This is a genomic window from Streptomyces griseorubiginosus, assembly GCF_036345115.1.
GTDB classification, from domain to species: domain Bacteria; phylum Actinomycetota; class Actinomycetes; order Streptomycetales; family Streptomycetaceae; genus Streptomyces; species Streptomyces griseorubiginosus_C.
The window spans coordinates 7536295-7559798 of the sequence record NZ_CP107766.1 but is presented as its reverse complement, the minus strand read 5'-3'; the positions used below and the strand labels follow the sequence as shown (position 1 = coordinate 7559798).

Below are 23504 nucleotides of genomic sequence, written 5' to 3'. Positions count from 1 at the left end.
TACAGACGGATGATCCAGCGGATCACTGCCGGATCGCCCAGCCCCGTTCCCGCAACGAGGCCGACAGCACCGGCGCTGCCGACGGCTCCACCATCAGCTGCACCAGACCTGCCTGTTGCCCGGTCGCGTGCTCGATCCGCACGTCCTCGATGTTCACGCCCGCCCGGCCGGCGTCCGCGAAGATCCTGGCCAGCTGTCCCGGCTGGTCGTCGATGAGCACGGCCACGACCTCGTACACCCGGGGAGCGGACCCGTGCTTGCCGGGCACCCGTACCTGGCCCGCGTTGCCGCGCCGGAGCACGTTCTCGATCCCGGACGCGCCCTCGACCCGCTTGGCCTCGTCGGCGGACTGGAGCGCCCGCAGCGCCCGCACGGTCTCCTCGAGGTCCCCGGCGACATCGGTGAGCAGGTCGGCGACCGGTCCCGGGTTCGCGGAGAGGATGTCGATCCACATCCGGGGGTCGGAGGCGGCGATCCGGGTCACGTCCCGGATCCCCTGACCGCACAGCCGTACGGCGGCCTCCTCGGCGTGCTCCAGTCGTGCGGCGACCATGCTGGACACCAGATGGGGCATGTGCGAGACCAGCGCCACGGCCCGGTCGTGGGCCTCGGCGTCCATGACCACCGGCACCGCACGGCAGTGCGAGACCAGCTCCAGTGCGAGATTGAGCACCTCGGTGTCGGTGTCCCGGGTGGGGGTGAGCACCCAGGGCCGGCCCTCGAAGAGGTCCGCGGAGGCGGCGAGCGGCCCGGACTTCTCCCGCCCGGACATCGGATGCGTACCGATGTACGAGGACAGGTCGAGTCCCAGCCCCTCCAGCTCCCGGCGCGGCCCGCCCTTGACGCTGGCCACGTCGATGTAGCCGCGGGCGACACCGCGCCGCATGGCGTCGGCGAGCACTCCGGCCACGTGCGCGGGAGGAGCGGCGACGATCGCGAGGTCGACCGGGCCCTCGGGCGTCTCGTCGGTGCCGGCGCCGAGCGCGGCCGCCGTACGGGCCTGTTCGGGGTCGTGGTCGGCGAGGTGCACGGTGACACCCCGCTGGGTCAGGGCCAGCGCGGCGGACGTACCGATGAGCCCGCTTCCGACGACGAGTGCGGTCCTCACTGGGCGATGTCCTTGCGGAGGGCGGCCGCGGCGCCGAGGTAGACGTGCGCGATGTCGGCGCGGGACCGGTCGGACTCTATGTGCGCGAGGACCCGGACCACGCGGGGCATGGCACCCTCGATGTCGAGTTCCTGCGCGCAGATCAGCGGGACGTCGACGATGCCGAGCTTGCGGGCCGCGGCCGCCGGGAAGTCGCTGTGCAGGTCGGGCGTGGCCGTGAACCAGATGCTGATCAGGTCGTCCGCGGTCAGCTCGTTCCGCTCCATGATGGCGGTGAGCAGCGCCCCGACCTGCTCGTCCATGTGGCCGGCCTCGTCCTGTTCGAGTTGGACGGCGCCCCGGACCGCTCGTACCGCCACGACGTTGCTCCTCGCTGATCTGCATACCGGCTCTGTGGACGACCAGCCTAGTCAGCCCGCCCGGGAGGGGTGCGCGGCGCCCGCCCCGTGAGATGGCTGCACACACCAGGTCAATGTCACCTGAATGTCCCAGTTCCGCTACTTGGGGCGAAACACACCCGTGCGCCTCTGGACTCGGGCCCCCGGGTCCGCTCTCATGGCAGGAAACTCGCCTCGGGGGAGGCCTTTTACATGAAGCGTTCCGGACCGCTGCTGACCTTGCTCGCGGGATTGCTGCTCGGCCTGTTCATGCTGTCGCTCAACGCCACGACGGGCGAGAAGCCGACGTCGGCGGCGGTGCAGCCGTCACCCAGCACCAAGGCGTCGCCCGGCACCGACGCGTCGCCGAGTGCCGCGCCGAAACCGACCACCGCGCCACCGAGCCCGTCCCCGTCCCGCACTCCCGTGTCCGAGGGCGTCTACACGGGCCGTACCGACGACGACTCCGCCGCCGTCGCGATCACCGTGCGCGACGACAAGGCGATCGCGTACGTCTGCGACGGCAGGAACGTCGAGTCGTGGCTCCAGGGCGACGTGAAGGACGACGGCAGCCTGAAGCTCACCGGCAAGGGCGGCGCGAGCCTGGACGCCAAGATGAAGGGGACCAGGCAGCTCAGCGGCAAGGCGAACGTCGGCAGCGGCGGCTACCCCTTCACCATCGACAGGACGAACGAGTCGTCCGGCCTCTACCGGGCGAACAGCACGGTGGCCGGCGCGAAGATCGAGGGCGGCTGGATCGTGCTGCCGGACGGCGAGCAGGTCGGCATCCTCAAGCGCGACGGCAAGCCCTCCCCCGCACCCGAGATCGACCCGGAGACCGGTGCGGTGACGGTCGACGGACAACAGCTCACGGCCCGCCCGGTAACCCCCTGACCCCAGGGTCTGTCCGGCGGATCATGCCGGCGTCGCGGGGCTGGGCACGCCCGTCTGCCGCGTTGTCGTCACTCGCCGACTCCCCCACGCTCGAACAACCTCGCGCGGGAGGGACCCCCATCGCGTCGACTCCCTCCTCCGCCTTGCAGCCAGACGCACCCAGCCCCGCTCACCTGCACCGAGCAGCACCGTCTCTTGCAGCCGGCCTGATCCGCCGGACAGACCCTAGCCCGAGGGAGCCGATCATGACCGTCGACCCGAACGCGGCCACCCAGAGCTGGCCCTCACCCGAACCCGAGCGCCGCCCGAGCCCAGCCCGCTATCTGATCCCGGCCCTGGTCGCCGCCGCGGTGGCGGTCGCCCTGGGCGCCTACGGCAAGGTCCACGACCCGGCGGGGACGGCCTTCAACCTCGCCGGTTTCAGCAGTACGGGCGCGGTGAAGTCATGGCTCGCGACGGCCGCGTTCCTCTTCGCGCTCGTCCAGCTCGTCTCGGCCTTGATGGTGTACGGCAAGCTGCCGGGCCCGAGTTGGTCGTCCACCCTGCACCGCTGGTCAGGGCGCGTGGCCTTCCTCCTCGCGGTGCCGGTCGCGGTGCACTGCCTGTACGCGCTGGGCTTCCAGTCGTACGAATCACGCGTTCTGTGGCACTCCCTCCTGGGTTGCTTCTTCTTCGGTGTCTTCAGTGCCAAGATGCTGCTGCTCCGCTGGGAGCGACTTCCCGGATGGCTGCTGCCGATCGTCGGCGGGCTCGTCTTCACCGCGCTCACGATCCTGTGGCTGACCTCCGCCCTCTGGTTCTTCCGCACCTTCGGAGTGACGACATGACGCACAGCCCTACGCGGCGCACGGTCCTTCTCGCGACGGGCGCGGTCTCGCTCACCGTCGGCTGCGGCGAGTACGGCAACGAGAACAGCGACTCCGGGTCGAGTTCGGTTCAGGCGTCGCCCGGTACCGAACTGGCGAAGACGAGCGAGATCCCGGTCGGCGGCGGAAAGATCTTCAAGGACGAGAAGGTCGTGGTCACCCAGCCGAAGAAGGGCGAGTTCAAGGCCTTCTCCGACATCTGCACCCACCAGGGCTGCCAGGTGACCAGCGTCTCCGACGGCACCATCAACTGCCCGTGCCACGGCAGCAAGTTCAACATCACGGACGGCTCGGTGGCGAACCCGCCGGCCAACCGGCCGCTGCCGGAGAAGCAGATCAAGGTCACCGGCGACTCGATCGAACTCGCCTAGGCGTCCCGGGACTACGCGTCCCAGAGCGCCCCGAGCGTCACCAGCTCACTGCCGTACTCGATCCGGTCGGCCCACTCCACGGGCCACGCGTCGGCTCCCAGGTGGGCGCCCGCGAAGGCGCCCGTGAGGCAGGCGATCGAGTCGGAGTCGCCGGAGCTGCACGCGGCCCGCCGCAGGGCCGTGAGCGGCTCCTCGGGGAACTGCAGGAAGCACAACAGCCCGGTCGCCAGGGCCTCTTCGGCGATCCAGCCCGCCCCGGTGGCCAGGCACGGGTCGTCCTCGGGCGAGGCGGTGCGCACCGCGTCGTCGAGCCGGTCGAGGACCGCGAGGCACTCGTCCCAGCCGCGCGCCATGAACTGCCCGGGCGTCGGATCCTGACTGCGCGCCCACAGGTCCCCGAGCCAGCGCTCGTGGTACTGGCCCCGGTTCACCAGGGCGTACGACCGCAGCAGCGCGACCAGGTCACCCGGCTCGGTGCCCTGGGCGAGCAGCCGTACGGCACGTGCGGTGAGGTCGGAGGCGGCGAGCGCGGTCGGGTGCCCGTGGGTGAGCGCGGACTGCAACTGGGCGGCGCCCGCGCGCTGTTCGTCGCTCAGGCCGGGGACGAGTCCGACGGGTGCGACGCGCATGTTGGCCCCGCAGCCCTTGGAGCCGATCTGGCTGGCGTCCTGCCAGGGCAGATCCGGGCGCTCCAGGAGGTCGCAGGCCCTGAGGCAGGTGTTGCCGGGGGCGCGGTTGTTCTCCGGGGAGCGGTTCCACGCGATGAACTCCCGGCGGACCGGTTCGGCCATCTCGGGCCCGAGCACCCCCCGGTCCATGGCCGTCCGCAGCCCCCTGCCCACGGCCAGCGTCATCTGGGTGTCGTCGCTGACGACGGCCGGAGTGAACAGCTCCATCTCCCGCCACGGCCCGCACTTGGCGAGGATCGACCGCACGTCGTTGAACTCGGTCGGGAAGCCGAGGGCGTCCCCGAGGGCGAGGCCGACGAGGGTGCCGGTGGCGGCGCGCTTGGTCAGGATCGTGGTCATGCGGGGCGTCCTTCCGGGGACGGTCGGAGGAGAGGGGGGTGCAGACCGGTGGCGGGTCCCGCGCGGTAGAGCGCGGCCGGTTTGCCGCGGCCACCGGTCAACCGCGCGGCACCGGGGACGGCTTCGACGAAGCCGGGAGTGGCCAGCACTTTGCGGCGGAAGTTGGGCCGGTCGAGGGTGGTGCCCCAGACCGTCTCGTAGACCTGCTGGAGCTCGCCGAGGGTGAACTCGGGCGGGCAGAAGGCGGTGGCCAGGCACGTGTACTCGAACTTGGCGCCGACGCGTTCGTGGGCGTCGGCCAGGATGCGGTCGTGGTCGAAGGCGAGCGGCCGCGCCCGGTCGTACGGCACCCAGCGGGCGTCGGCCGCGTCGCTGCCGCCGTGCGGTTCGGGAGGGTCGGGCAGGAGGGCGGCGAAGGCGACGGAGACGACCCGCATCCGGGGGTCGCGGTCGGGCTCGCTGTAGGTGCGCAGCTGTTCCAGATGCAGCCCGGAGACGTCCGACAGCCCGGTCTCCTCGGCGAGTTCACGCCGGGCGGCGCTCTCCGCGGACTCGTCCGGGTGCACGAACCCGCCGGGCAGCGCCCAGTGTCCGGCGTACGGCTCCTGCCCCCGCTCCACGAGCAGCACGTGCAGGGCGCCTTCGGCAACGGTCAGGACGGCGAGGTCGACGGTGACGGCGAAGGGTTCGTAGGCGTACTTGTCGTAGTCCACTCGCGCTCGCCCCCTTTATGGTCAGCATGACTAATAGTCACTACGACTATAAAGGGGGCGAGCGGGTCCGACAAGCCCCTAGAGGCGCCGACCCAGAAAGGCGAGCAGCCGTGTCTCGGCACGCGCGCGGGACGGCACGGCGAGGGGTCCGGCGAACCGCACGCCCCGGTCCTCCTGCCCCACCACGCACTCGGCGACGGGCAGCAGTTCGGCCGCGAGGCCCTCCGGAACAGGCCACTCCCGCCCACAGGCCCGGGCCACGTCCCACCCGTGCACGGTGATCTCGACGGCGCCGACGGCCGCCATCACCCGCACGTCCAGCGGCCGTTCACCTACCAGCACGTCCTCCGGCGGCCCGGCGGCCCAGGCGCCGAGCACGGCACACGCGCGTGTACGGAAGCCGCAGACCCGGTCGGCGTGCGGGAGCAGCCCGATGCGGCCGCCGGTCAGCCCCTCGTACAGCGCGTCCAGGGAGTCCTCGAGATGGTCCAGCAGCTCGCCCAGGTTCCAGTCGGCGCACGGTGTGTCCCTGCCGGGACTCACCCGCCCCGCTCCCGCCACACTGCCCAGCGCGTAGGCCAGCGAACGCTCCAGCAACTCCCCCGCACTCATGACAGCACCCCCGCCGGATCGCCGCAGCGGCCTCTCAGCGGCCCCGCAGGCGCCTGCCGGACCCCGGCCGACCCGACGAGCCCCGAGAGCCGCACAGGGCCCTCCAGCGCCGCCGGACCCGTCTCGCCGCTGATCCCGGTCCTCTCGTCCATCCCCGCTCCCTCCACCACGGCCGTCACGGATACAGACCGCCAGGAGGGCGAAAACGCATCGGCCGGTCCCGGAGTTCTCCGGAACCGGCCGCACACGCACGCGTGTCGTGCCTACAGATCGACTTCCTTCATCAGCATGCCGACCTCGGTGTTGGACAGCCGCCGCAGCCAGCCCGACTTCTGGTCGCCCAGGGTGATGGGGCCGAAGGCGACCCGCACCAGCTTGTCGACCGGGAACCCGGCCTCGGCGAGCATGCGGCGCACGATGTGCTTGCGCCCCTCGTGGAGGGTGACCTCGACGAGGTAGTTCTTGCCGGTCTGCTCGACGACCCGGAAGTGGTCCGCACGCGCGTACCCGTCCTCCAGCTGGATGCCGTCCTTGAGCTGCTTGCCCAGGTCGCGCGGGATCGGGCCCACGATGTGCGCGAGGTAGACCTTCTTCACGCCGTACTTGGGGTGGGTCAGCCGGTGGGCCAGCTCACCGTGGTTGGTGAGCAGGATGACGCCCTCGGTCTCGGTGTCGAGCCGCCCCACGTGGAAGAGCCGCGTCTCACGGTTGGTGACGTAGTCGCCGAGGCACTGCCGGCCCTCGTTGTCCTCCATCGTCGAGACGACACCGGCGGGCTTGTTCAGCGAGAAGAACTGGTACGACTGCGTCGCCACGGTCAGGCCGTCGACCCTGACCTCGTCCTTCTCGGGGTCGACCCGCTTGCCCTGCTCCAGGACGATCTCGCCGTTGACCTCGACCCGCGCCTGCTCGATGAGCTCCTCGCAGGCCCGCCGCGAACCGTAGCCCGCGCGCGCGAGGATCTTCTGCAGCCGCTCGCCCTCCTGCTCGGCGCCCGGGAAGGTCTTGGGGAGCTTCACGTCCTTCTTGCCGGCGTACCGCTCCCGGTTGCGCTCCTCGGCCCGGGCGTCGTACTCACGGGAGGTCGCGGGCGCCCAACGGCCACGCCCTGTGCCCTGGCCCTGCTTCGGCCCGCCCTTGGCGCCGCCGCGCGCGGAGGCACCGCGCCCCGACTTCGGGCCCTCCGGGGAGGCGCCGGGGCCGACGTCGTAGCGCCGCTCCTCGGGGCGGGGCTTCTTCGGCCGGCCGCCCTGGTTGTCGTCGCGGTCGTTTCCGGCGCCGCGGTAGTTTCCGCGCCCGCCGGTGCCCGCACCGCGACCGCCGCTCCCGCCGCGACCACCGCTGTTCCCACCGCGGCCGCCGCTGTTGCCACCACGGCTCCCGCCGTTGTTTCCGCTGCTGTTCCTGCCGCTGCTGCTTCGCATCAAAGTTCCGTCGTCGTCGTGTCAGGCCTGGCCGACGTGGGGCCGTCGTCCGGATCCGGGGCGTCCGGATCGAACGAGGGTACGGCTTCCTGGGTCTCGGCCTCGATCGCCTCCGCCTCCGGGAGGAAGGGCGCGAGCTCCGGGAGCTCGTCCAGACCGCGCAGGCCCATCCGCTCCAGGAAGTAGTTCGTCGTCACGTACAGGATCGCACCTGTTTCGGGTTCCGTGCCCGCCTCCGCCACCAGGCCCCGCTGGAGGAGGGTGCGCATCACGCCGTCACAGTTCACTCCGCGCACCGCGGAGACCCGGCTGCGGCTGACCGGCTGGCGGTAGGCGACCACCGCCAGGGTCTCCAGCGCGGCCTGGGTGAGCCGGGCCTGCTGGCCGTCCAGGACGAACCGTTCCACGGCCGGGGCGTACGCGGCCCGGGTGTAGAACCGCCAGCCGTTCGCGACGTGCCGCAGCTCGAACCCGCGCCCCTGGGCGGCGTACTCCCCGGCCAGCTCCCTGAGCGCCTTGGTGATCTGCCGCTTGGGCCGTTCCAGGATCTTCGCCAGGTGCTCCTCGGTCGCCGGTTCGTCCACGACCATCAGGACGGCCTCCAAGGCCGGCTTCAGGTCGAGGTCGGCGACGCCGGGCAGCCCTGCCGGGGCCTCTTGGGTCTCCTCGCTCACGCCTTCTCCTCCTTGGGCGGCTCGGGCGGCCGGTCGAACTCGTCGGTCACCGTCGGCTCGGCCTCCCCCTCACCACCGGTCCACCGCACCAGAAGCTCCCCGAGCGCGGTCTCCTGGTCCAGCGCCACGGCCTTCTCCCGGTACAGCTCCAGCAGTGCCAGGAAGCGCGCCACGACGGTCAGGGTGCCGTCGGCATCCTCCACCAGCAGCCGGAAGCTGGCCTCACCGAGCTCCCTGAGCCGCGCGACGACGATCCCGGCCTGCTCCTGGACGCTCACCAGGGGCGCGTGGATGTGGTCGACGTAGACCTGCGGCTTGGGCTTGGGCTGCATCGCCTTCACGGCGAGCTTCGCGAACCCCTCGGCGCCGATGCTGATGACGACCTCGGGCAGCAGGTCGGCGTGGTGCGGTTCGAGGCCGACGGTACGGGGGTAGCGCCGGGCCTCCTCGTCGAGCCGCCGGTTGAAGATGTCCGCGATCTGTTTGTACGCGCGGTACTGCAGCAGCCGCGCGAAGAGCAGGTCCCGGGCTTCGAGCAGCGCGAGGTCGGCCTCGTCCTCCACTTCGGCGGCGGGCAGCAGCCGGGCCGCCTTGAGGTCGAGGAGCGTGGCGGCGACGACGAGGAACTCGGTCGTCTCGTCCAGGTCCCAGTCGGGCCCCATGGCCCGGATGTACGCCATGAACTCGTCGGTGACCTTGGAGAGCGCCACCTCGGTGACGTCCAGCTTGTGCTTGGAGATCAGCTGGAGCAGCAGATCGAAGGGTCCCTCGAAGTTGGCCAGCCGAACCTTGAAGACACCGTCGGGGGTCTCTTCTTGCGGTTCGCCGGCGGGGGGCTCCTTTGGGTCACCGTCGTCATTGTGGGCAGGCGTCCCGCCCGGCGGGCCGGGCGGGCGCAACGGCTCACCGGTCTCAGGCCCGGACTCGACCTCGGCCACAGACGGACCGACCGGCCCCCGCCCCAGCGCACGCCGACGCCCGGCGGAGCCACCGGGCCCGGAAGCGGAAGAGTCGTTCGAGGTCATAGCCCCCGCAGGCTACCGCCTACCGCCCACGCAGCCGGCGTACGAGAATGCTCGCGTCCCCACGGGACTCCAGATCCGCCAGCACCACGGCGACCGCCTCGCGGACGATCCGCCCCCGGTCCACCGCCAGTCCGTGCTCGCCCCGGAGCACCAGACGCGCGTGCTCCAGATCCATCAGCTCCTCGGCCGACACGTACACGGTGATCTTCTCGTCGTGCCGCTCCCGCCCACTGGGCCGCCGCGCGGGCGAGCGGCCACGCTTGCCCCGGGGCTGCCCGGCGTCGGAGGCAGAACCTTCCTGCGCCCCTCGACCACGCGCGGAGCGGCTGCGGGACTCGCCCTCCTCGGAGCCGTCGGCGTCGGCCGCCACATGCTCGGCCCCGTCGCCGTCCCCGCCCTGCGCGGGCACGGACTGCGGCGCGTCCTCGGACGCCGCGACCCCGTCGGACTCCCCCGCGGGAGCCGGTACCCGGGCCTCGCCGTTGGCCCCCCGCCGGGGAGTGGACGCCTGGAGCGCCATTCCCCCTGTCGTACGGAACAGTTCGTCGGCCCCCGGCAGACTCACTCGGCGTGACACCGGGCGAGCACCTCCCTGGCGAGCTGACGGTAGGCGGCGGCACCGACGGAGTTGGAGGCGTACGTGGTGATCGGCTCTCCGGCGACCGTGGTCTCCGGGAAGCGGACCGTGCGCCCGATGACCGTGTGGTAGACGTGGTCGTCGAACGCCTCGACGACACGCGCGAGCACCTCACGGCTGTGAACCGTGCGCGAGTCGTACATGGTCGCGAGGATCCCGTCGAGCTCGAGCTCCGGGTTGAGCCGCTCCTGGACCTTCTCGATGGTCTCCGTCAGCAGTGCGACACCGCGCAGCGCGAAGAACTCGCACTCCAGAGGCACTATCACCTTGTGCGCGGCCGTCAGGGCGTTGACCGTGAGGAGGCCGAGCGAGGGCTGACAGTCGATCACGATGTAGTCGTAGTCGGCCATGAGCGGCTTGAGGGCACGCTGCAATGTCGACTCTCGGGCGACCTCGGAGACCAGCTGGACCTCCGCCGCCGACAAGTCGATATTGCTCGGCAGCAGGTCCATGTTGGGGACCGCGGTCTTCAGCAGGACCTCGTCGGCCGCCATGCCCCGCTCCATGAGCAGGTTGTAGACGGTGAGGTCGAGCTCCATCGGGTTGACACCGAGACCCACCGACAGCGCGCCCTGCGGGTCGAAGTCCACGAGCAGCACGCGCCGGCCGTACTCCGCGAGCGCGGCACCCAGGTTGATGGTCGACGTGGTCTTGCCGACGCCGCCCTTCTGGTTGCACATCGCGATGATCTTCGCGGGGCCGTGGTCGGTCAGCGGGCCCGGGATCGGGAAGTACGGCAGCGGGCGTCCGGTCGGGCCCACGCGCTCACGGCGCTGGCGGGCCGCGTCGGGCGCGAGCGTGGCCGCGTACTCCGGATCCGGCTCGTACTCGGCGTCGGGGTCGTAGAAGTGCCCCTCGGGCAGTTCGTCGTAGTCGGCGAAGTGGTTGTGGGGCGCGCCACTTCCGTCGCCGGCCATGGCGTTCACGTGATGGCCATCCATGCTCTGGTGTGCTGTCCGCAGGGTCTGCGGACGACTCTGGTGGGCTGCGAAGGTGCGCACCGCGACGGAGCCGACAGCCTCGAACCCCGCGTGGCCCTGGGCCTCGGCAGGCATTCCTGGTTGACCACCCCCGGGAGAAAATGTCGACTCATTCACAAGTCGTCTTACCTCCTTGGTGACCAGGAAACTTCTAGACAAGGTCAGCGTGGCACCATGCCGACGGTTGGCGACTCTATGGCGTGTCGGGTGTTCACAGCAACACAATCCGCCGGACCCGGCAGGATGTGTCGGCAATGAAACATCCCGCTGTCAAGGGCGTACGGCAGTCGCACGGCAGGTTTCGCCGGTGTACGAATCGGTTCAAGGGTTACGTTCGACGCGAGTTGACCGAGAGTCGCAAAGTGACCATACACACATGTGGCCGGACCTTGTGGGCAAGGTCCGGCCGCATGTGCCTCGTTGACGCGCCTTGTTGACGTATCGCCTTTACGAAAAGGTGACTTAGCTCTCTGCCGAGGTCAGCGGCTCAGCCGAGCAGGGTCTCGAGCTCCACGTGCTCCAGGCCGTGGGCCTCCGCGACCTCGCGGTAAACGACCTTGCCGTCATGGGTGTTGAGGCCCTTGGCGAGCGCGGGGTCGCGGCGCAGCGCCTCCACCCAGCCGCGGTCGGCGAGTTCGACGATGTAGGGCAGCGTCGCGTTGGTGAGCGCGTAGGTCGAGGTGTTGGGCACCGCGCCGGGCATGTTGGCGACGCAGTAGAAGACCGAGTCGTGCACCTGGAAGGTCGGCTCGGCGTGGGTGGTCGGGCGGGAGTCCTCGAAGCAGCCGCCCTGGTCGATCGCGATGTCGACAAGGACACTTCCGGGCTTCATGCGGGACACCAGCTCGTTGGTGACCAGCTTCGGGGCCTTGGCGCCCGGGATGAGGACGGCGCCGATGACGAGGTCGGCGTCCAGGACGGCCTTCTCCAGCTCGAAGGCGTTGGACATGATCGCCCGGACCTTGGTGCCGAAGACCTTGTCGGCCTCGCGCAGCTTGTTGATGTCCCGGTCGAGCAGCGTGACGTGGAAGCCCATGCCGACGGCGATCTGGGTGGCGTTCCAGCCGGAGACCCCGCCGCCGATGACGACGGCCCGCGCGGGCTGGGTGCCGGGGACACCGCCGGGCAGGACACCGCGGCCGCCGACCGAGCGCATCAGGTGGTAGGCGCCGACCTGCGGGGCCAGCCGGCCCGCGACCTCGGACATCGGGGCGAGCAGCGGGAGCGCGCGGGAGGGCAGCTCGACGGTCTCGTAGGCGATCGCGGTGGTGCCGGACTCGATGAGCGCGTCGGTGCACTCCTTGGAGGCGGCCAGGTGCAGGTAGGTGAAGAGCGTCTGGTCCTTGCGCAGCCGGTGGTACTCCTCGGCGACGGGCTCCTTGACCTTCAGTAGCAGGTCGGCGGTGGCCCACACCTCGTCGGCGGTGTCCAGGATCTGGGCGCCCTCGGCGACGTACTCCTCGTCCGGGATCGAGGAGCCGATACCGGCGCCGCGCTCGATGACGACCTGGTGGCCGTGGCGCACCAGCTCGTGCACACCGGCGGGGGTGATGGCCACCCGGAACTCGTTGTTCTTGACCTCGCGGGGGATGCCGACCTTCACGTGGATCACGGTCCTTGGCTCAGAGTGTGTGGGGCAATACGACACATACCCGGGCATGCATGGGCACACCAGGAGACACCGCAGGAGAAGGTGCGGCAGAGCCAGTCTAATGAAGGTGTTCTCTCTGTCTAGCCTTTCATTGCATCAATCTTCTGCGGATGTACTACGGATTTCGCAGGCGTCAGCGTCTTGTTTCGGCTCATCGACCTGCGAGGACCCGGGTTCCCCCTCGGAAAGCTCCTCACTCAGCAGCCGTTCTGCGGCGCCGCGGTGCAGTTGCGCGGCCGCCGGATCGCCCAGGTGTTCCAGGGTGTCGGCGATCCGCAGCTGGAGCGCTGCCTGGAGCCGGACGTCCTCCGCGCGCCGGGCCCACTCCACGGCGTCCTGGCAGGTGCGCAGCGACTCCTCGGGGTGTCCGGCGTACTCCTGGACCCGGGCGAGTTCGCTCAACGCCCGTGCGTGGGCCGCGACATCGCCGTTCTTGCGGTGCCCGGCGAGCGCGGCCCGCCAGTTCCTGACCGCTTCGCCGTAGCGGCCGGCGTAGGTGTGCGCGGCGGCGATCCGGCCGTACAGCCGGGCGGCCTCCGCGCGCTCGTCCCGGGCCAGCCTCTGGGCGAGGGCCCGGCCGAACCAGTCGGCGGCCCGGTCGTAGTCCCCGAGTTCCAGATGCGCACCGCCTACGGATTCCATCGCGCGGCCGGTCGCGTACGGGTCATTCGCCTGCCGTCCGGCGTCCAGAGCCGCCCGGTAGCGGGTCAGTGCCTCCCGGGTCCGGCCGGTCTGGGCGTCCAGGTCGGCGAGGTTCAGCAGGGCCGCGGCCTTCTCGCGGGGCAGCGCGCGCCGCTCGGCCACGTCGAGGACGAGGCCGTGGATGCCGTAGAGGTCGGGGGCGGCGGCCTTGGTGCCGAAGTGGGCCACCATGGTGCGCACGAGCTGCGACATCAGGCGCCTGGCCAGGGTGTCCAGCTCCCCGTCGGCGACCGCGAGCCGGGCCGCGGCGAGCAGGGCGGGCCTGCGGACGCGCAGCCAGTCCTCGGCGGCCCTGGGGCTCGGGAAGCGCAGCGAGCGGGGCATGCCCTGGAGTTTCTTGTGGGCGTCCGGGTTGTCGGTCTCGGTGATCGCGCGGGAGGACTGGAGCAGCCGTACGGTCCGCTCCAGCATCCGGGCGCGGGCCAGCTGGAGCTCGGCGGGGCGCTCCTGGGTGTCGGCGAGGGCCTTGAGCAGCGGGTGCAGACAGCCGGGGACCTCGTACTGCGGCAGCGGGGAGTCCACGGCGTGCAGCAGGCCGAGCGCGACGAAGTCGTCGAGGGTGGAACGGGCGCCGCCCACCGAGCAGCCGGCGAGCGCGGAAGCGGTGTGCGGGTCGACGAGGCCGGCCGGGGCGAGGGAGAGCAGTCGCAGTATCCGGGCGGCGGGGGCGGGCAGGGAGGTGTGGACGAGCTTGAAGACCCGGCTGAGCGGGGTTCCCTCGTCACTCTCCGCATGCAGCTGCTTGGACAGATCGGCCACGGCGGCCTTGGGCCGGGCGGCGAGCCAGCCCCCGGCCAGCATCAGTGCGGCGGGATGCGCCTGGCACTCCTCGACCAGTTGCTCGGCCGCGCGGGGGTCCACGGTGATGCGGACCGACCCGGTGTGCCGGGACAGCAACTCCAGCGCGGACTTGGTGTCCAGGCCGCCGACGGTGCACGGCCGGACGTCCGCGATCCCGGTCAGCGGGCCCCCGGACACGGCCACGACCAGGCACTCCGGAGTGTCCGGAAGCAGGGCGTCCACCTGTTCCGCGGCCACCGCGTCGTCCAGCAGGAGCAGCGCGCGCCGGTCGGCGAGGGCCTCGCGCAGGGTCTCGGAGAGGTCGTCCTCGGTGGCTCCCGCGGGCGCCTTCACGTCCAGCTCGGTGAGCAGGTCCCGGGCCACCTGCGCGACCGGAACAGGGGTGCCGTCGGGCTCGCTCAGCCGGGCGCGCAGCACCCCGTCCTCGTAACGCTCAGCGACCGCGCGGACGAGTTCCTCGGCGAGCGCGGTACGCCCCGAGCCGGGACGTCCCGCGATGAGCAGCACGCGCGCGCGAGGTGCTTTCCGGCCCGCGAGGGTGTCCAGTCCGGCGCGCTCGATGTCGGCGCACAGTTCCTTCAACTCCCGTGTCCGCCCCAGGAAATGATCCTCGCCGGACAGCCGTACGCCCTCCGCGTCCACCGCCTGATCCGTCACGGGCCACACTCCCGTCCCACCGCACGCGCAAAGCCCGCCGGTAACCCCGGAACGGGCACCAAAAGCCTAGTTCACGCTGTGCAACGTTCCTGGCGGAGCGCGGCGGTGAGGGCTGAAGAGTCCCTCGATCGGATCAACGGATCATAGGATCGCCGGTCTTGGCAGTACCGCCAGGGGCGCGGGGAACTGCGCGATCAGCCCCCACGAACCCGCATTCCGCCACGGACCGCTACGACCGCGGCGCAACCCGAGAAACCGTCACGCCTCAAACGGCCGCGCAGGCCACTCCGCCTCAGCAGGACGCAACCCGTCCAACCCACCGGAGGCCCGCGCGGCGACCAGCGCCAGCACGCCCACCACCAGGCAGTCGTTGTGCAACTCCCCCGCCAGCACCCCCCGCACCAACTCCGGCACGGACACGCGCGCGTACTCCAGGTCGATCTCCTCGTGCTCGACCTCGAAGCGCTCACCGTCGGCCTCGGACAGCCCCCGCGCCAGGAAGATCCGGATCGCCTCGTCGGAGCCCCCCGGCGACGTGTAGACATCCGTCAGCACCCGCCAGTCCTCCGCCTTGACGTGCGCCTCCTCGTACAGCTCCCGCTGCGCCGCGTGCAGCGGGTTCTCCCCCGGCACGTCGAGGAGTCCCGCCGGGATCTCCCACAGCTTCTGCCGTACGGGGTGCCGGTACTGCCGGATGAGCAGCACCCGGTCCTCGTCGTCGAGGGCGAGGACGGCCACGGACCCCGGGTGGACCTGGTAGTCGCGGTGGACCACCGAGCCGTCGGGCATGACCACCTCGTCCGTGCGGACGGAGGTCTTGTTGCCCACGAAGGGGGTCCGGGTCCCCCGGATCTCCCACTCTTCCGGGGTGTCCTTGATCGTCATGCCCTGTCCTTCCCCACGTGCAAAAGAAGCCGGGACGCCCGCTGTTGAATGCGCGCGCCCCGGCCACCGTACAACTGTCGTGTCAGTTCGAAGTCTTCCGCTCGACCGACGCCTTCACGAGGCCCGCGAAGAGCGGATGCGGACGTGTCGGGCGCGAGCGCAGCTCCGGGTGGGCCTGCGTGGCGACCAGATAGGGGTGGACATCGCGCGGGTATTCGACGTATTCGACGAGCTTGCCGTCCGGCGAGGTGCCGGAAAACAGGATGCCCGCCTTCTTTTCGAGCTCCGCGCGGTAGGCGTTGTTCACCTCGTAGCGGTGCCGGTGCCGCTCCTCGACGTACTCCTTGCCGTCGTACACCTCGCGGACGATGGAGCCCTCGGCGAGCTTGGCCGGGTACATGCCGAGCCGCATGGTGCCGCCCATGTCGCCCTCACCGGCGACGATGTCGAGCTGCTCGGCCATGGTGGAGATGACCGGGTGGGCGGTCGCGGAGTCGAACTCGGTGGAGTTGGCGTCCGGGATGTCGGCCAGGTTCCGCGCGGCCTCGATCACGATGCACTGGAGGCCCAGGCACAGGCCGAGGAGCGGGATCCTGTTCTCGCGGGCGTACTTGATCGCGCCGACCTTGCCGAGCACACCGCGGTCGCCGAAGCCGCCCGGGATGCAGATGCCGTCGACGTCACCGAGCTGGGCTGCGGCGCCGGCCGGGGTCTTGCAGTCGTCGGAGGTGACCCACTTGATCTTGACACGGGCCTTGTTGGCGAAGCCGCCCGCGCGCAGCGCCTCGGTGACCGAGAGGTAGGCGTCGGGCAGGTCGATGTACTTGCCGACCAGGGCGAGGGTGATCTCGTGGTCGGGGTTGTGGACGCGGTCGAGCAGGTCGTCCCAGGTCGTCCAGTCCACGTCCCGGAACGGCAGGTCCAGCTTGCGGACGACATAGGCGTCCAGGCCCTCGCCGTGCACGGTCTTCGGGATGTCGTAGATCGAGCGGGCGTCGGGGCAGGCGACCACGGCGGCCTCGTCGACGTCGCACATCAGCGAGATCTTGCGCTTGATGGCGGTGGGGACCTCGCGGTCGCAGCGGAGCACGATCGCGTCCGGCTGGATACCGATGTTCCGCAGGGCCGCAACCGAGTGCTGGGTCGGCTTCGTCTTCAGCTCACCCGAGGGGCCGATGTACGGCAGGAGCGAGATATGGACGACGAAGACGTTGTCACGGCCGACCTCGTGACGGACCTGGCGGACCGTCTCCAGGAACGGCAGCGACTCGATGTCGCCGACGGTGCCGCCGACCTCGGTGATCACCACGTCGACCTCGTCGGTCGCCATGCGCCGGATGCGGTGCTTGATCTCGTTGGTGATGTGCGGGATGACCTGCACGGTGTCACCCAGGTACTCGCCGCGCCGCTCCTTGGCGATCACCGTGTTGTAGACCTGACCGGTGGTGACGTTGGCGGAGCCGTCCAGGTCGCGGTCGAGGAAGCGCTCGTAGTGGCCGATGTCCAGGTCGGTCTCGGCGCCGTCGTTGGTGACGAACACCTCGCCGTGCTGGAAGGGGTTCATCGTGCCCGGGTCGACGTTGAGGTACGGGTCGAGCTTCTGCATGACGACGCGCAGGCCCCGCGCCTTGAGCAGCATGCCGAGGCTGGAAGCCGTCAGGCCCTTGCCGAGCGAGGAGGCGACACCCCCGGTGACGAAGATGTGCTTGGTCGTCGTGGTGCTGTTTCGAAAAACAGGGGGCATGGCCAAGAGGGGGCTCCCGTGGTCGCGATCTGGAGGTGCGGTTCGGGGGTCTGGCGCCCACCGGTCCACGGGCTACCAGGGTATCAGCGCCGTGAGGAGATGGCTTCCGGCCACGCTCCGCACACAAGCCGACACGGACCCGCACGAGCGCACCGGTTTCTCACCCGTTGCTCACCCGTTCGGCCCAGCCGCGTTGTCCCGAGCGGCACACAGATCATCTACGTGCGTCGTATCCTGCTCGGACACTCGCTGCCGAGCCCGGCCGGAAACACGGGACCACCCCCACCCGTAAGACCCGGAACAACGAGAGCTCGTCAGTTCGTTGAGCAACAGTTGTCGTTTTGCCTCACAGCTGCATGACTGTTTTGCTTCACCGCTCAACGACGCATTACAACGACCCCCTTGACCGCACCAAGCGACAGCCCCCTTTTTCCTTCAGGGGGTGACGTGGCCGTTCGACTGGAGTTGCACGTGGCCGGGCGCATCGAAGACTACGCACTCATCGGAGACATGCAGACCGCGGCGCTGGTCTGCCGGGACGGCACAGTGGACTGGCTGTGCCTGCCCCGCTTCGACTCGCATGCCATCTTCGCCGGCCTGCTGGGCACCGAGGAGCACGGCTTCTGGAGGCTCGGCCCCGCGCACGCGGCCGACGCCGAGCCCCCCACGGCGGCCCGGCGCACCTACCGCGGCGACTCCCTGATCCTGGAATCGGAGTGGGACACCTCACGCGGCACGGTCAGGGTGACGGATTTCATGCCCCCGCGTGACGGCGCCCCCCAGCTGATCCGGATCGTGGAGGGCGTCTCGGGCCGCGTGCCCATGCGCTCGGCCCTCCGGATGCGTTTCTCCTACGGCCGGGTCGTCCCCTGGGTCCACAAGCACGAGGGCCGCACGGTCGCCGTGGCGGGCCCCGACTCGGTGTGGTTCGACACCGACTGCGAGACCTACGGCAAGTCCCTGACCACGTACTCGGACTTCACGGTCGCCCCGGGTGACCGGATCGCGTTCACCATCTCCTGGGAGCCCTCGCACAAGCAGCCGCCGCCGCTCCCGGAGCCCGAGCAGTCCCTGGAGGCGACCGAGGACTTCTGGCGCGAGTGGGTCGAGCACTGTACGTACCACGGCCCTTACCGCGAGGCGGTGATCCGCTCCCTGATCACCCTCAAGGCGCTCACCTACGCCCCCACGGGCGGCATCGTGGCGGCCCCGACCACCTCGCTCCCCGAGGACATCGGCGGCGTCCGCAACTGGGACTACCGCTACACCTGGCTGCGGGACGCGGCCATCACCCTGTCCTCGCTGCTGCGCACCGGCTACCGCGAGGAGGCCCGCGCCTGGCGCGAGTGGCTGCTCAGAGCGGTCGCAGGCGACCCCGAGAACCTCCAGATCATGTACGGCATCGCGGGCGAGCGCGAGCTGGGCGAGGCCGAGCTGGACTGGCTGCCCGGCTACGAGAACTCCGCGCCGGTCCGGGTCGGCAACGGCGCCGCGCACCAGCTCCAGCTGGACGTGTACGGCGAGGTCACCGAGGCCCTGCACCTCGGCCACATGACGGGCCTGGCCCGCAACGACTACGCCTCCATCCTCCAGCTCAAGTTGATCCGCTACCTGGAGGACCACTGGAACGAGCCGGACGAGGGCATCTGGGAGGTGCGCGGCCCGCGCCGCCACTTCGTGCACTCCAAGGTGATGGCCTGGGTCGCGGTGGACCGCACCATCAAGCTGATCGAGTCCGGTGACGCGGACGGCCCGCTGGAGAAGTGGCGCGACCTGCGCGACGACATCCACCGGGACGTCTGCGAGAAGGGCTACGACAAGGAGCGCAACACCTTCACGCAGTCCTACGGCTCGAAGGAGCTGGACGCGAGCCTGCTGCTCATCCCGCAGATGGGCTTCCTGCCGCCCGACGACAAGCGCGTCATCGGCACCATCGAGGCGATCCAGCGCGAGCTGTCCACGCCGGACGGCTTCATCCTGCGCTACCCGACCTCCAGCGGCGAGGAGAACGTCGACGGTCTCCCCGGCGACGAAGGGGCCTTCCTGGCCTGCTCGTTCTGGATGGCGGACGACCTCGCGATGATCGGCCGCGTGGACGAGGCGAGGAAGCTCTTCGAGAAGCTGCTCTCGCTGCGCAACGACCTCGGTCTGCTCGCCGAGGAGTGGGACCCGCGTCTCAAGCGCCAGGTCGGCAACTTCCCGCAGGCCTTCAGCCACGTCCCGCTCATCGACACGGCGCTGCGCCTGACGGCGTCGGGGGCGTACGGCGGCTGAACAGGACCGGAGCGCCGGGCCCGCCTAGGCTGGGAGCCAACAGCCCCTGCACGAAAGGGGGCGCCCCATGGCATCCCCGTCGAAGGCGGGCGCGGCTCTCACCGCGCTGCGCGAGGATCTGACCGGCGACGTGCTCGCCCCTGACGACCCGGGCTACGACGAGGCCCGGACCGTCTTCAACGCGATGATCGACCGCAGGCCCGCGGCGATCGCGCAGTGCGTGAACGAGGACGACGTCGTACGGGCCGTCCGCTTCGCCCGTGACCTGGACCTGCCGATCGCGGTGCGTGGCGGCGGGCACAGCGTGGCCGGGACGGCGGTGAACGACGGCGGCCTGGTCGTGGATCTGCGCCACATGCGCGCCGTGGCCGTCGATCCGGCCGCGGAGGCGGTCCGCGTCGCGGGCGGCGCCACGATGAGCGACCTGGACCGGGCCTGCGAGCCCCACGCCCTGGCCACCACCGGCGGCCGGGCCTCGACCACCGGGGTCGGCGGCTTCGTCCTGGGCGGCGGCTCCGGCTGGCTGGACCGCTGGTGCGGGCTCGCCGTCGACAACCTGCTCGGCGTCGAACTGGTCACCGCGGACGGCGAGCGCGTCCACGCGAGCGCCGACGAGCACCCCGACCTGTTCTGGGGCCTGCACGGCGGCGGCGGCAACTTCGGCATCGCGACCGCGATCACCCTGAAGCTGCACCGGCTGCCCGAGTTCTCCATCGCGCTGCTGCTGTACCAGCCGGAGTTCGGCCCGGAGGTGGTCCGCACCTACCGGGAGGTGATCGCCCACGGCCCCGACGAGGCGAGCGGCGCCGTCCTGTACATCACCGGCCCGCCCGAGGAGTTCGTCCCGCCCCACCTCGTCGGCACCCTCCTGTGCGGTGTGCTGCTGACGTACGTCGGCGGCGAGGCGGACATGCGCAAGGTGGCCGAACCACTGCTGGCGCTGCCGCACGAGACGGAGGTCGTCGGGACGATGCCGTACGCCGACGTCCAGTGCATGATCGACGACCCGCCGGGGATGCGGAACTACTGGTCGGCGGAGTACCTCACGGAACTGCCCGACGCGTACGTGGACCTCTACTGCGCCCGCGCGCAGTCCATGCCGGTGCCCTCCGGCAGCATCCACGCCCTGTTCCCGCTCGGCGGCGCGATCGCCGACGGCCCGCGCGAGTGGCCCGTGCCCTACCGTGACGCCCCCTGGGGCCTGCACCCCTTCGGGATGTGGGAGGACCCGGCCGACGACGAGCGGGGCGTCCAGTGGGTCCGGGACGTCCGCGCCGACGCCCGGCCGTGGAGCACGGGTGCGGTCTACCTCAACTTCATCGGCGACGAGGGCGCCGACCGGGTGGTGGCCGGCATGGGCACCGCGAACACCCGCCGCCTGGCCGAGGTGAAGCGCCGCTACGACCCGGACAACGTGTTCCGCTTCAACCACAACATCAGGCCGGCCTGAGCGCCGTCAGCGTACGTTCGCCGCCGGGGTCGCCCGCCGTGGCCGGCACCAGGGCGACCTCGTCAAGGCCGGCCTCGGCATAGGCGGCGATCCGCTCCCGTACGGCGTCCAGGTCGCCCACCAGACCGACCGTGCCCGCGGCCGCGGCGGGCAGCGCCCGCACCAGGGTCTCCCGGTCGGCCCCGCGCGCTGCCAGCTCCACCGCGTCGCCGAACCCGGCCCCGGCGAACACCTCGCTGTACCCCGGCACGGTCAGGTAGCCGGCGATGCTCCCCAGCACCTGCGCGAGGGACTCCGGCTCGGGGTCGACGGCGGCGGGCAGCCACGCGGCGAGCGTGGGCGCCGTACGGCCCGCCTCGACGGCCGCCGCGTCCAGCTGTGCGCGCAGCGCCCGCACCTGCTCCGGCGAGACCACGTCCAGCAGCATGCGGTCGGCGTGCGCGGCGGCCGTGGCGATCGCGCGGGGCCCGAACGCGGCCACCGTGAGCGAACCCCCGGGCGGCGGCAGACGCCGGCGGAAGGAACTGCCCGGCACGACCGGTTCACCGAGAGAACCGTGCAGAAACCGTCGTACGGCTGCCGCGTGCTCCTCCAGGACGGCGGCGGGGCGGGTCCTCGGCCGGTCGTGCACGCCCTCCACCACCCGCTTGCTGGAGGTGCCCAGCGCCACCCCGACCGGCCGGCCGACGAGGGCCGCGACCGAGGCGGCTCCCCGGGCCGAGGTGTACGGGTCGCGTACGGACACCGGCACCGGTCCCGCCGTCAGCGCGACCCGCTCGGTGGCCCGCCCGATCGCGGTGGCGAGGACGAAGGAGTCCCAGGTGGGGCCCTCCCCCGCCCAGACCTCCCGGTACCCGAGCCGGTCGGCGGTCACGGCCACCCGCATCGGCTCCTCGACCGGAGTGTCGTCCTCCCGTGCCACGGCCACCACGCTGAAGTCCATGCACCGGCCGCTACCCCGCCCCTGCCGCCCGCACGCCTCGGGTAGCGTCCGGCTCATGGACAGCGCTACGAACAGCGGATTCGACACCCAGGGCGCCGGGATCACCGTGCGGCGCGCGCTGGAGCTGCCCGGGCTGCGCAGCGGGCTCCCGGAGATCCTCGCGGGCGCCGACCGGCTGCACCGGAGCGTGCGCTGGGTGCACGCGGGCGAGGTGCCGAACATCGCCTCCCTGCTGAAGGGCGGGGAGCTGCTGCTGACCACGGGCTACGGGCTCGGCACCCGTCCGGCCGACCAGCGCGCGTTCGTGCGCACGCTGGCCGAGCGGGGCATCGCGGCCCTGGTCGTCGAGCTGGGTCCGCGCTTCACCCGGCTGCCCGCGGCCCTCGTCGACACGGCCCGCGCGACCGGTCTGCCGCTCGTGCAGCTGCACCGCGAGGTGCCGTTCGTGACGGTCACCGAGGAGATCCACACCGAGATCGTCAACGGTCACTACGCCCTGCTCCAGCGGGCCGAGGAGGTGTACCGCCGCTGTACGGAGGCCCTGCTGGGCGGCGGCGGTGTGCCGCAGGTCCTCGGCATCCTGGCCGACTTCGGCGGCAATCCGGTCTTCCTGGAGACGACCGACGGGCGGCTCCTGTACGCCGCCGGGGCCGGACCCGAGGGCGCCGACCCGCTCCAGGTCTGGGAGGGGCTGCGCGGCCAGCACAAGGACTCGCCGCCGGCCGGGTCGGTCCTCGTGGACGTGCCCGGCGGTGGGCCCGGCACGGGGTCGGTGCGGGCGCGGCTGGTGCTGCTGCCCGTTCGGGGGCCGATGGGCCCGGTGCACCGGATGGCGGCCGAACGCGCCGCGGGCATCCTGGCCGTGGTCCTGATGCAGGCCCGCCAGGAGGAGGAGCTGGCGGCCCGCGGGCGCGGTGACTTCCTCACCGACCTCGCGGAGGGCCGGATCACGGCGGAGGACGCGCCCGCGCAGGCGCGCGTGCTGGGCTTCCGGCCGGGCGGCGGCCCGCTGCTGCCCGTGGTGATGCACCTCGGCTCCTCGGGCGGCGGCTGGACGGTCCTGGCCCGGGCGGTCTCCGAGGAACTGGCCTCGGTCGGGGTGCCGGTCCTGCTCGGCGTACGGCCCGTCGAGGGCCGCGTCCTGGTCCTGCTGGGCCTGCGCTCGGACTCGGAGCGGCCGACGGTGGCGGACCGGGTCGCGGCGGCTCTCAGGGCGGGCCTGGAGCGCGCCGGGATGCAACGGCCGGGCGACCGGCCGCCCGTGGTCGTGGTGGGCGTGGCGGGCAGCTGGGCGGCGGCCTCGGCCGGCCTGCGGCACGCGGCCGAGACGGCGACGGCGGCCCAGGGCCTGTCGGACCGCCCCTGGTACGACGCCCGCCGCCTCGACATCGACCTGCTGCTGTGGCGGCTGCGCGACCACCCGGACCTGGCGGCCTTCGTGGACCGCGCCATCGGCCCCCTGCGCGCCCACGACGACCGCTCCAAGCCGCCGCTGCTGCCCACCTTGCAGACCTACCTGGCGCACGCCGGCCGCAAGGCGGAAACGGCCCGCGAACTCCATCTCAACCGGCAGACCCTCTACAACCGCCTCGCCCGCATCGGCGAGTTGCTCGGCACCGACCTCGACGACCCGCAGACGGTCCTGGCGTTGAGCCTGGCGCTGCGGGCCCGCCGGCACGTGCCCTAGT

At 71.4% G+C, this 23504-nt stretch carries 22 protein-coding genes; 6 read left to right on the top strand and 16 right to left on the bottom strand.

What is annotated here, in order from left to right; all coding sequences use genetic code 11:
* Positions 1-22: 22 nt before the first annotated feature.
* A complete protein-coding gene (locus tag OHN19_RS34155; protein ID WP_330267892.1) occupies positions 23-1108 on the bottom strand; it encodes a prephenate dehydrogenase in 1086 nt (361 codons plus the stop codon).
* Positions 1105-1467, bottom strand: coding sequence for a chorismate mutase (gene aroH / locus OHN19_RS34150; protein ID WP_328746007.1), 363 nt, complete (start codon positions 1465-1467; stop codon positions 1105-1107). Before aroH ends, OHN19_RS34155 begins: the two co-directional genes overlap by 4 nt.
* A 231-nt stretch (positions 1468-1698) precedes the next feature.
* Between aroH and OHN19_RS34145 the strand changes: the two genes are divergently transcribed.
* From OHN19_RS34145 to OHN19_RS34135, 3 genes are all read left to right on the top strand, one after another.
* Positions 1699-2379 carry a hypothetical protein gene (locus OHN19_RS34145; RefSeq protein WP_330267891.1) on the top strand — a complete coding sequence of 227 codons (681 nt, stop codon included), beginning with the start codon at positions 1699-1701 and terminating at the stop codon, positions 2377-2379.
* A gap of 245 nt (positions 2380-2624) precedes the next feature.
* On the top strand, positions 2625-3206 hold the full coding sequence (locus tag OHN19_RS34140) for a DUF6529 family protein (protein WP_330267890.1): 582 nt from the start codon (positions 2625-2627) through the stop codon (positions 3204-3206).
* On the top strand, positions 3203-3616 hold the full coding sequence (locus OHN19_RS34135) for a Rieske (2Fe-2S) protein (RefSeq protein WP_330267889.1): 414 nt from the start codon (positions 3203-3205) through the stop codon (positions 3614-3616). Before OHN19_RS34140 ends, OHN19_RS34135 begins: the two co-directional genes overlap by 4 nt.
* 11 nt (positions 3617-3627) lie before the next feature.
* On the opposite strand, the gene OHN19_RS34130 is transcribed toward OHN19_RS34135, so the two are convergent.
* The 13 genes from OHN19_RS34130 to OHN19_RS34070 all read right to left on the bottom strand — a co-directional run bounded on the left by OHN19_RS34130 (position 3628) and on the right by OHN19_RS34070 (position 17149).
* Positions 3628-4644 carry an ADP-ribosylglycohydrolase family protein gene (locus OHN19_RS34130; protein WP_330267888.1) on the bottom strand — a complete coding sequence of 339 codons (1017 nt, stop codon included), beginning with the start codon at positions 4642-4644 and terminating at the stop codon, positions 3628-3630.
* Entirely contained in the window at positions 4641-5357 is a 717-nt protein-coding gene (locus OHN19_RS34125; RefSeq protein WP_330267887.1) for an NUDIX hydrolase, read from the bottom strand. Before OHN19_RS34125 ends, OHN19_RS34130 begins: the two co-directional genes overlap by 4 nt.
* Before the next feature lie 78 nt (positions 5358-5435).
* On the bottom strand, positions 5436-5969 hold the full coding sequence (locus OHN19_RS34120; protein ID WP_330267886.1) for a maleylpyruvate isomerase family mycothiol-dependent enzyme: 534 nt from the start codon (positions 5967-5969) through the stop codon (positions 5436-5438).
* A complete protein-coding gene (locus tag OHN19_RS34115; RefSeq protein WP_330267885.1) occupies positions 5966-6121 on the bottom strand; it encodes a hypothetical protein in 156 nt (51 codons plus the stop codon). The genes OHN19_RS34120 and OHN19_RS34115 overlap by 4 nt, the downstream gene beginning before the upstream one ends.
* Positions 6122-6232: 111 nt before the next feature.
* The gene (locus OHN19_RS34110; RefSeq protein WP_330267884.1) at positions 6233-7393 is read right to left on the bottom strand and encodes a pseudouridine synthase; all 1161 of its coding nucleotides are present in this window, start codon (positions 7391-7393) and stop codon (positions 6233-6235) included.
* On the bottom strand, positions 7393-8067 hold the full coding sequence (gene scpB, locus OHN19_RS34105; protein WP_330267883.1) for an SMC-Scp complex subunit ScpB: 675 nt from the start codon (positions 8065-8067) through the stop codon (positions 7393-7395). The genes OHN19_RS34110 and scpB overlap by 1 nt, the downstream gene beginning before the upstream one ends.
* Complete coding sequence (locus OHN19_RS34100) at positions 8064-9092, bottom strand: segregation and condensation protein A (protein WP_330267882.1); 1029 nt, start codon at positions 9090-9092, stop codon at positions 8064-8066. Before OHN19_RS34100 ends, scpB begins: the two co-directional genes overlap by 4 nt.
* Before the next feature lie 19 nt (positions 9093-9111).
* Positions 9112-9669 (bottom strand): hypothetical protein, encoded by a 558-nt coding sequence (locus tag OHN19_RS34095; protein ID WP_330267881.1) that lies wholly within the window; start codon positions 9667-9669, stop codon positions 9112-9114.
* Complete coding sequence (locus OHN19_RS34090) at positions 9654-10784, bottom strand: ParA family protein (RefSeq protein ID WP_123988243.1); 1131 nt, start codon at positions 10782-10784, stop codon at positions 9654-9656. The genes OHN19_RS34095 and OHN19_RS34090 overlap by 16 nt, the downstream gene beginning before the upstream one ends.
* A 412-nt stretch (positions 10785-11196) precedes the next feature.
* Positions 11197-12312: an alanine dehydrogenase gene (gene ald / locus OHN19_RS34085; protein WP_107121156.1), complete on the bottom strand. Its 1116-nt coding sequence runs from the start codon at positions 12310-12312 to the stop codon at positions 11197-11199.
* Between the two features lie 144 nt (positions 12313-12456).
* The gene (locus tag OHN19_RS34080) at positions 12457-14520 is read right to left on the bottom strand and encodes a tetratricopeptide repeat protein (protein WP_330267880.1); all 2064 of its coding nucleotides are present in this window, start codon (positions 14518-14520) and stop codon (positions 12457-12459) included.
* 258 nt (positions 14521-14778) lie between these two features.
* Complete coding sequence (locus OHN19_RS34075; RefSeq protein WP_330267879.1) at positions 14779-15405, bottom strand: NUDIX hydrolase; 627 nt, start codon at positions 15403-15405, stop codon at positions 14779-14781.
* An 82-nt stretch (positions 15406-15487) separates the two neighbouring features.
* Positions 15488-17149, bottom strand: coding sequence for a CTP synthase (locus OHN19_RS34070; protein WP_123759807.1), 1662 nt, complete (start codon positions 17147-17149; stop codon positions 15488-15490).
* Between the two features lie 471 nt (positions 17150-17620).
* Between OHN19_RS34070 and OHN19_RS34065 the strand changes: the two genes are divergently transcribed.
* Positions 17621-19423, top strand: a complete 1803-nt coding sequence (locus tag OHN19_RS34065; protein ID WP_123759808.1) for a glycoside hydrolase family 15 protein — start codon at positions 17621-17623, stop codon at positions 19421-19423.
* A gap of 67 nt (positions 19424-19490) precedes the next feature.
* Positions 19491-20873, top strand: a complete 1383-nt coding sequence (locus OHN19_RS34060) for an FAD-binding oxidoreductase (protein ID WP_330267878.1) — start codon at positions 19491-19493, stop codon at positions 20871-20873.
* On the opposite strand, the gene OHN19_RS34055 is transcribed toward OHN19_RS34060, so the two are convergent.
* Complete coding sequence (locus OHN19_RS34055; RefSeq protein WP_330267877.1) at positions 20860-21816, bottom strand: LLM class F420-dependent oxidoreductase; 957 nt, start codon at positions 21814-21816, stop codon at positions 20860-20862. The two genes, OHN19_RS34060 and OHN19_RS34055, sit on opposite strands and share 14 nt — an antisense overlap.
* Before the next feature lie 55 nt (positions 21817-21871).
* Between OHN19_RS34055 and OHN19_RS34050 the strand changes: the two genes are divergently transcribed.
* Positions 21872-23503 carry a PucR family transcriptional regulator gene (locus OHN19_RS34050; RefSeq protein ID WP_330267876.1) on the top strand — a complete coding sequence of 544 codons (1632 nt, stop codon included), beginning with the start codon at positions 21872-21874 and terminating at the stop codon, positions 23501-23503.
* Position 23504 lies beyond the last annotated feature (1 nt).

Excerpts from the sequence above, each read along its gene's own strand:
- OHN19_RS34145 (WP_330267891.1), top strand. The coding sequence starts at position 1,699 with ATGAAGCGTTCCGGACCGCTGCTGACCTTGCTCGCGGGATTGCTGCTC.
- OHN19_RS34140 (WP_330267890.1), top strand. The coding sequence starts at position 2,625 with ATGACCGTCGACCCGAACGCGGCCACCCAGAGCTGGCCCTCACCCGAA.
- OHN19_RS34135 (WP_330267889.1), top strand. The coding sequence starts at position 3,203 with ATGACGCACAGCCCTACGCGGCGCACGGTCCTTCTCGCGACGGGCGCG.
- OHN19_RS34130 (WP_330267888.1), bottom strand. The coding sequence starts at position 4,644 with ATGACCACGATCCTGACCAAGCGCGCCGCCACCGGCACCCTCGTCGGC.
- OHN19_RS34120 (WP_330267886.1), bottom strand. The coding sequence starts at position 5,969 with ATGAGTGCGGGGGAGTTGCTGGAGCGTTCGCTGGCCTACGCGCTGGGC.
- OHN19_RS34115 (WP_330267885.1), bottom strand. The coding sequence starts at position 6,121 with ATGGACGAGAGGACCGGGATCAGCGGCGAGACGGGTCCGGCGGCGCTG.
- OHN19_RS34110 (WP_330267884.1), bottom strand. The coding sequence starts at position 7,393 with ATGCGAAGCAGCAGCGGCAGGAACAGCAGCGGAAACAACGGCGGGAGC.
- OHN19_RS34100 (WP_330267882.1), bottom strand. The coding sequence starts at position 9,092 with ATGACCTCGAACGACTCTTCCGCTTCCGGGCCCGGTGGCTCCGCCGGG.
- OHN19_RS34090 (WP_123988243.1), bottom strand. The coding sequence starts at position 10,784 with ATGCCTGCCGAGGCCCAGGGCCACGCGGGGTTCGAGGCTGTCGGCTCC.
- OHN19_RS34075 (WP_330267879.1), bottom strand. The coding sequence starts at position 15,405 with ATGACGATCAAGGACACCCCGGAAGAGTGGGAGATCCGGGGGACCCGG.
- OHN19_RS34070 (WP_123759807.1), bottom strand. The coding sequence starts at position 17,149 with ATGCCCCCTGTTTTTCGAAACAGCACCACGACGACCAAGCACATCTTC.
- OHN19_RS34060 (WP_330267878.1), top strand. The coding sequence starts at position 19,491 with ATGGCATCCCCGTCGAAGGCGGGCGCGGCTCTCACCGCGCTGCGCGAG.
- OHN19_RS34055 (WP_330267877.1), bottom strand. The coding sequence starts at position 21,816 with ATGGACTTCAGCGTGGTGGCCGTGGCACGGGAGGACGACACTCCGGTC.
- OHN19_RS34050 (WP_330267876.1), top strand. The coding sequence starts at position 21,872 with ATGGACAGCGCTACGAACAGCGGATTCGACACCCAGGGCGCCGGGATC.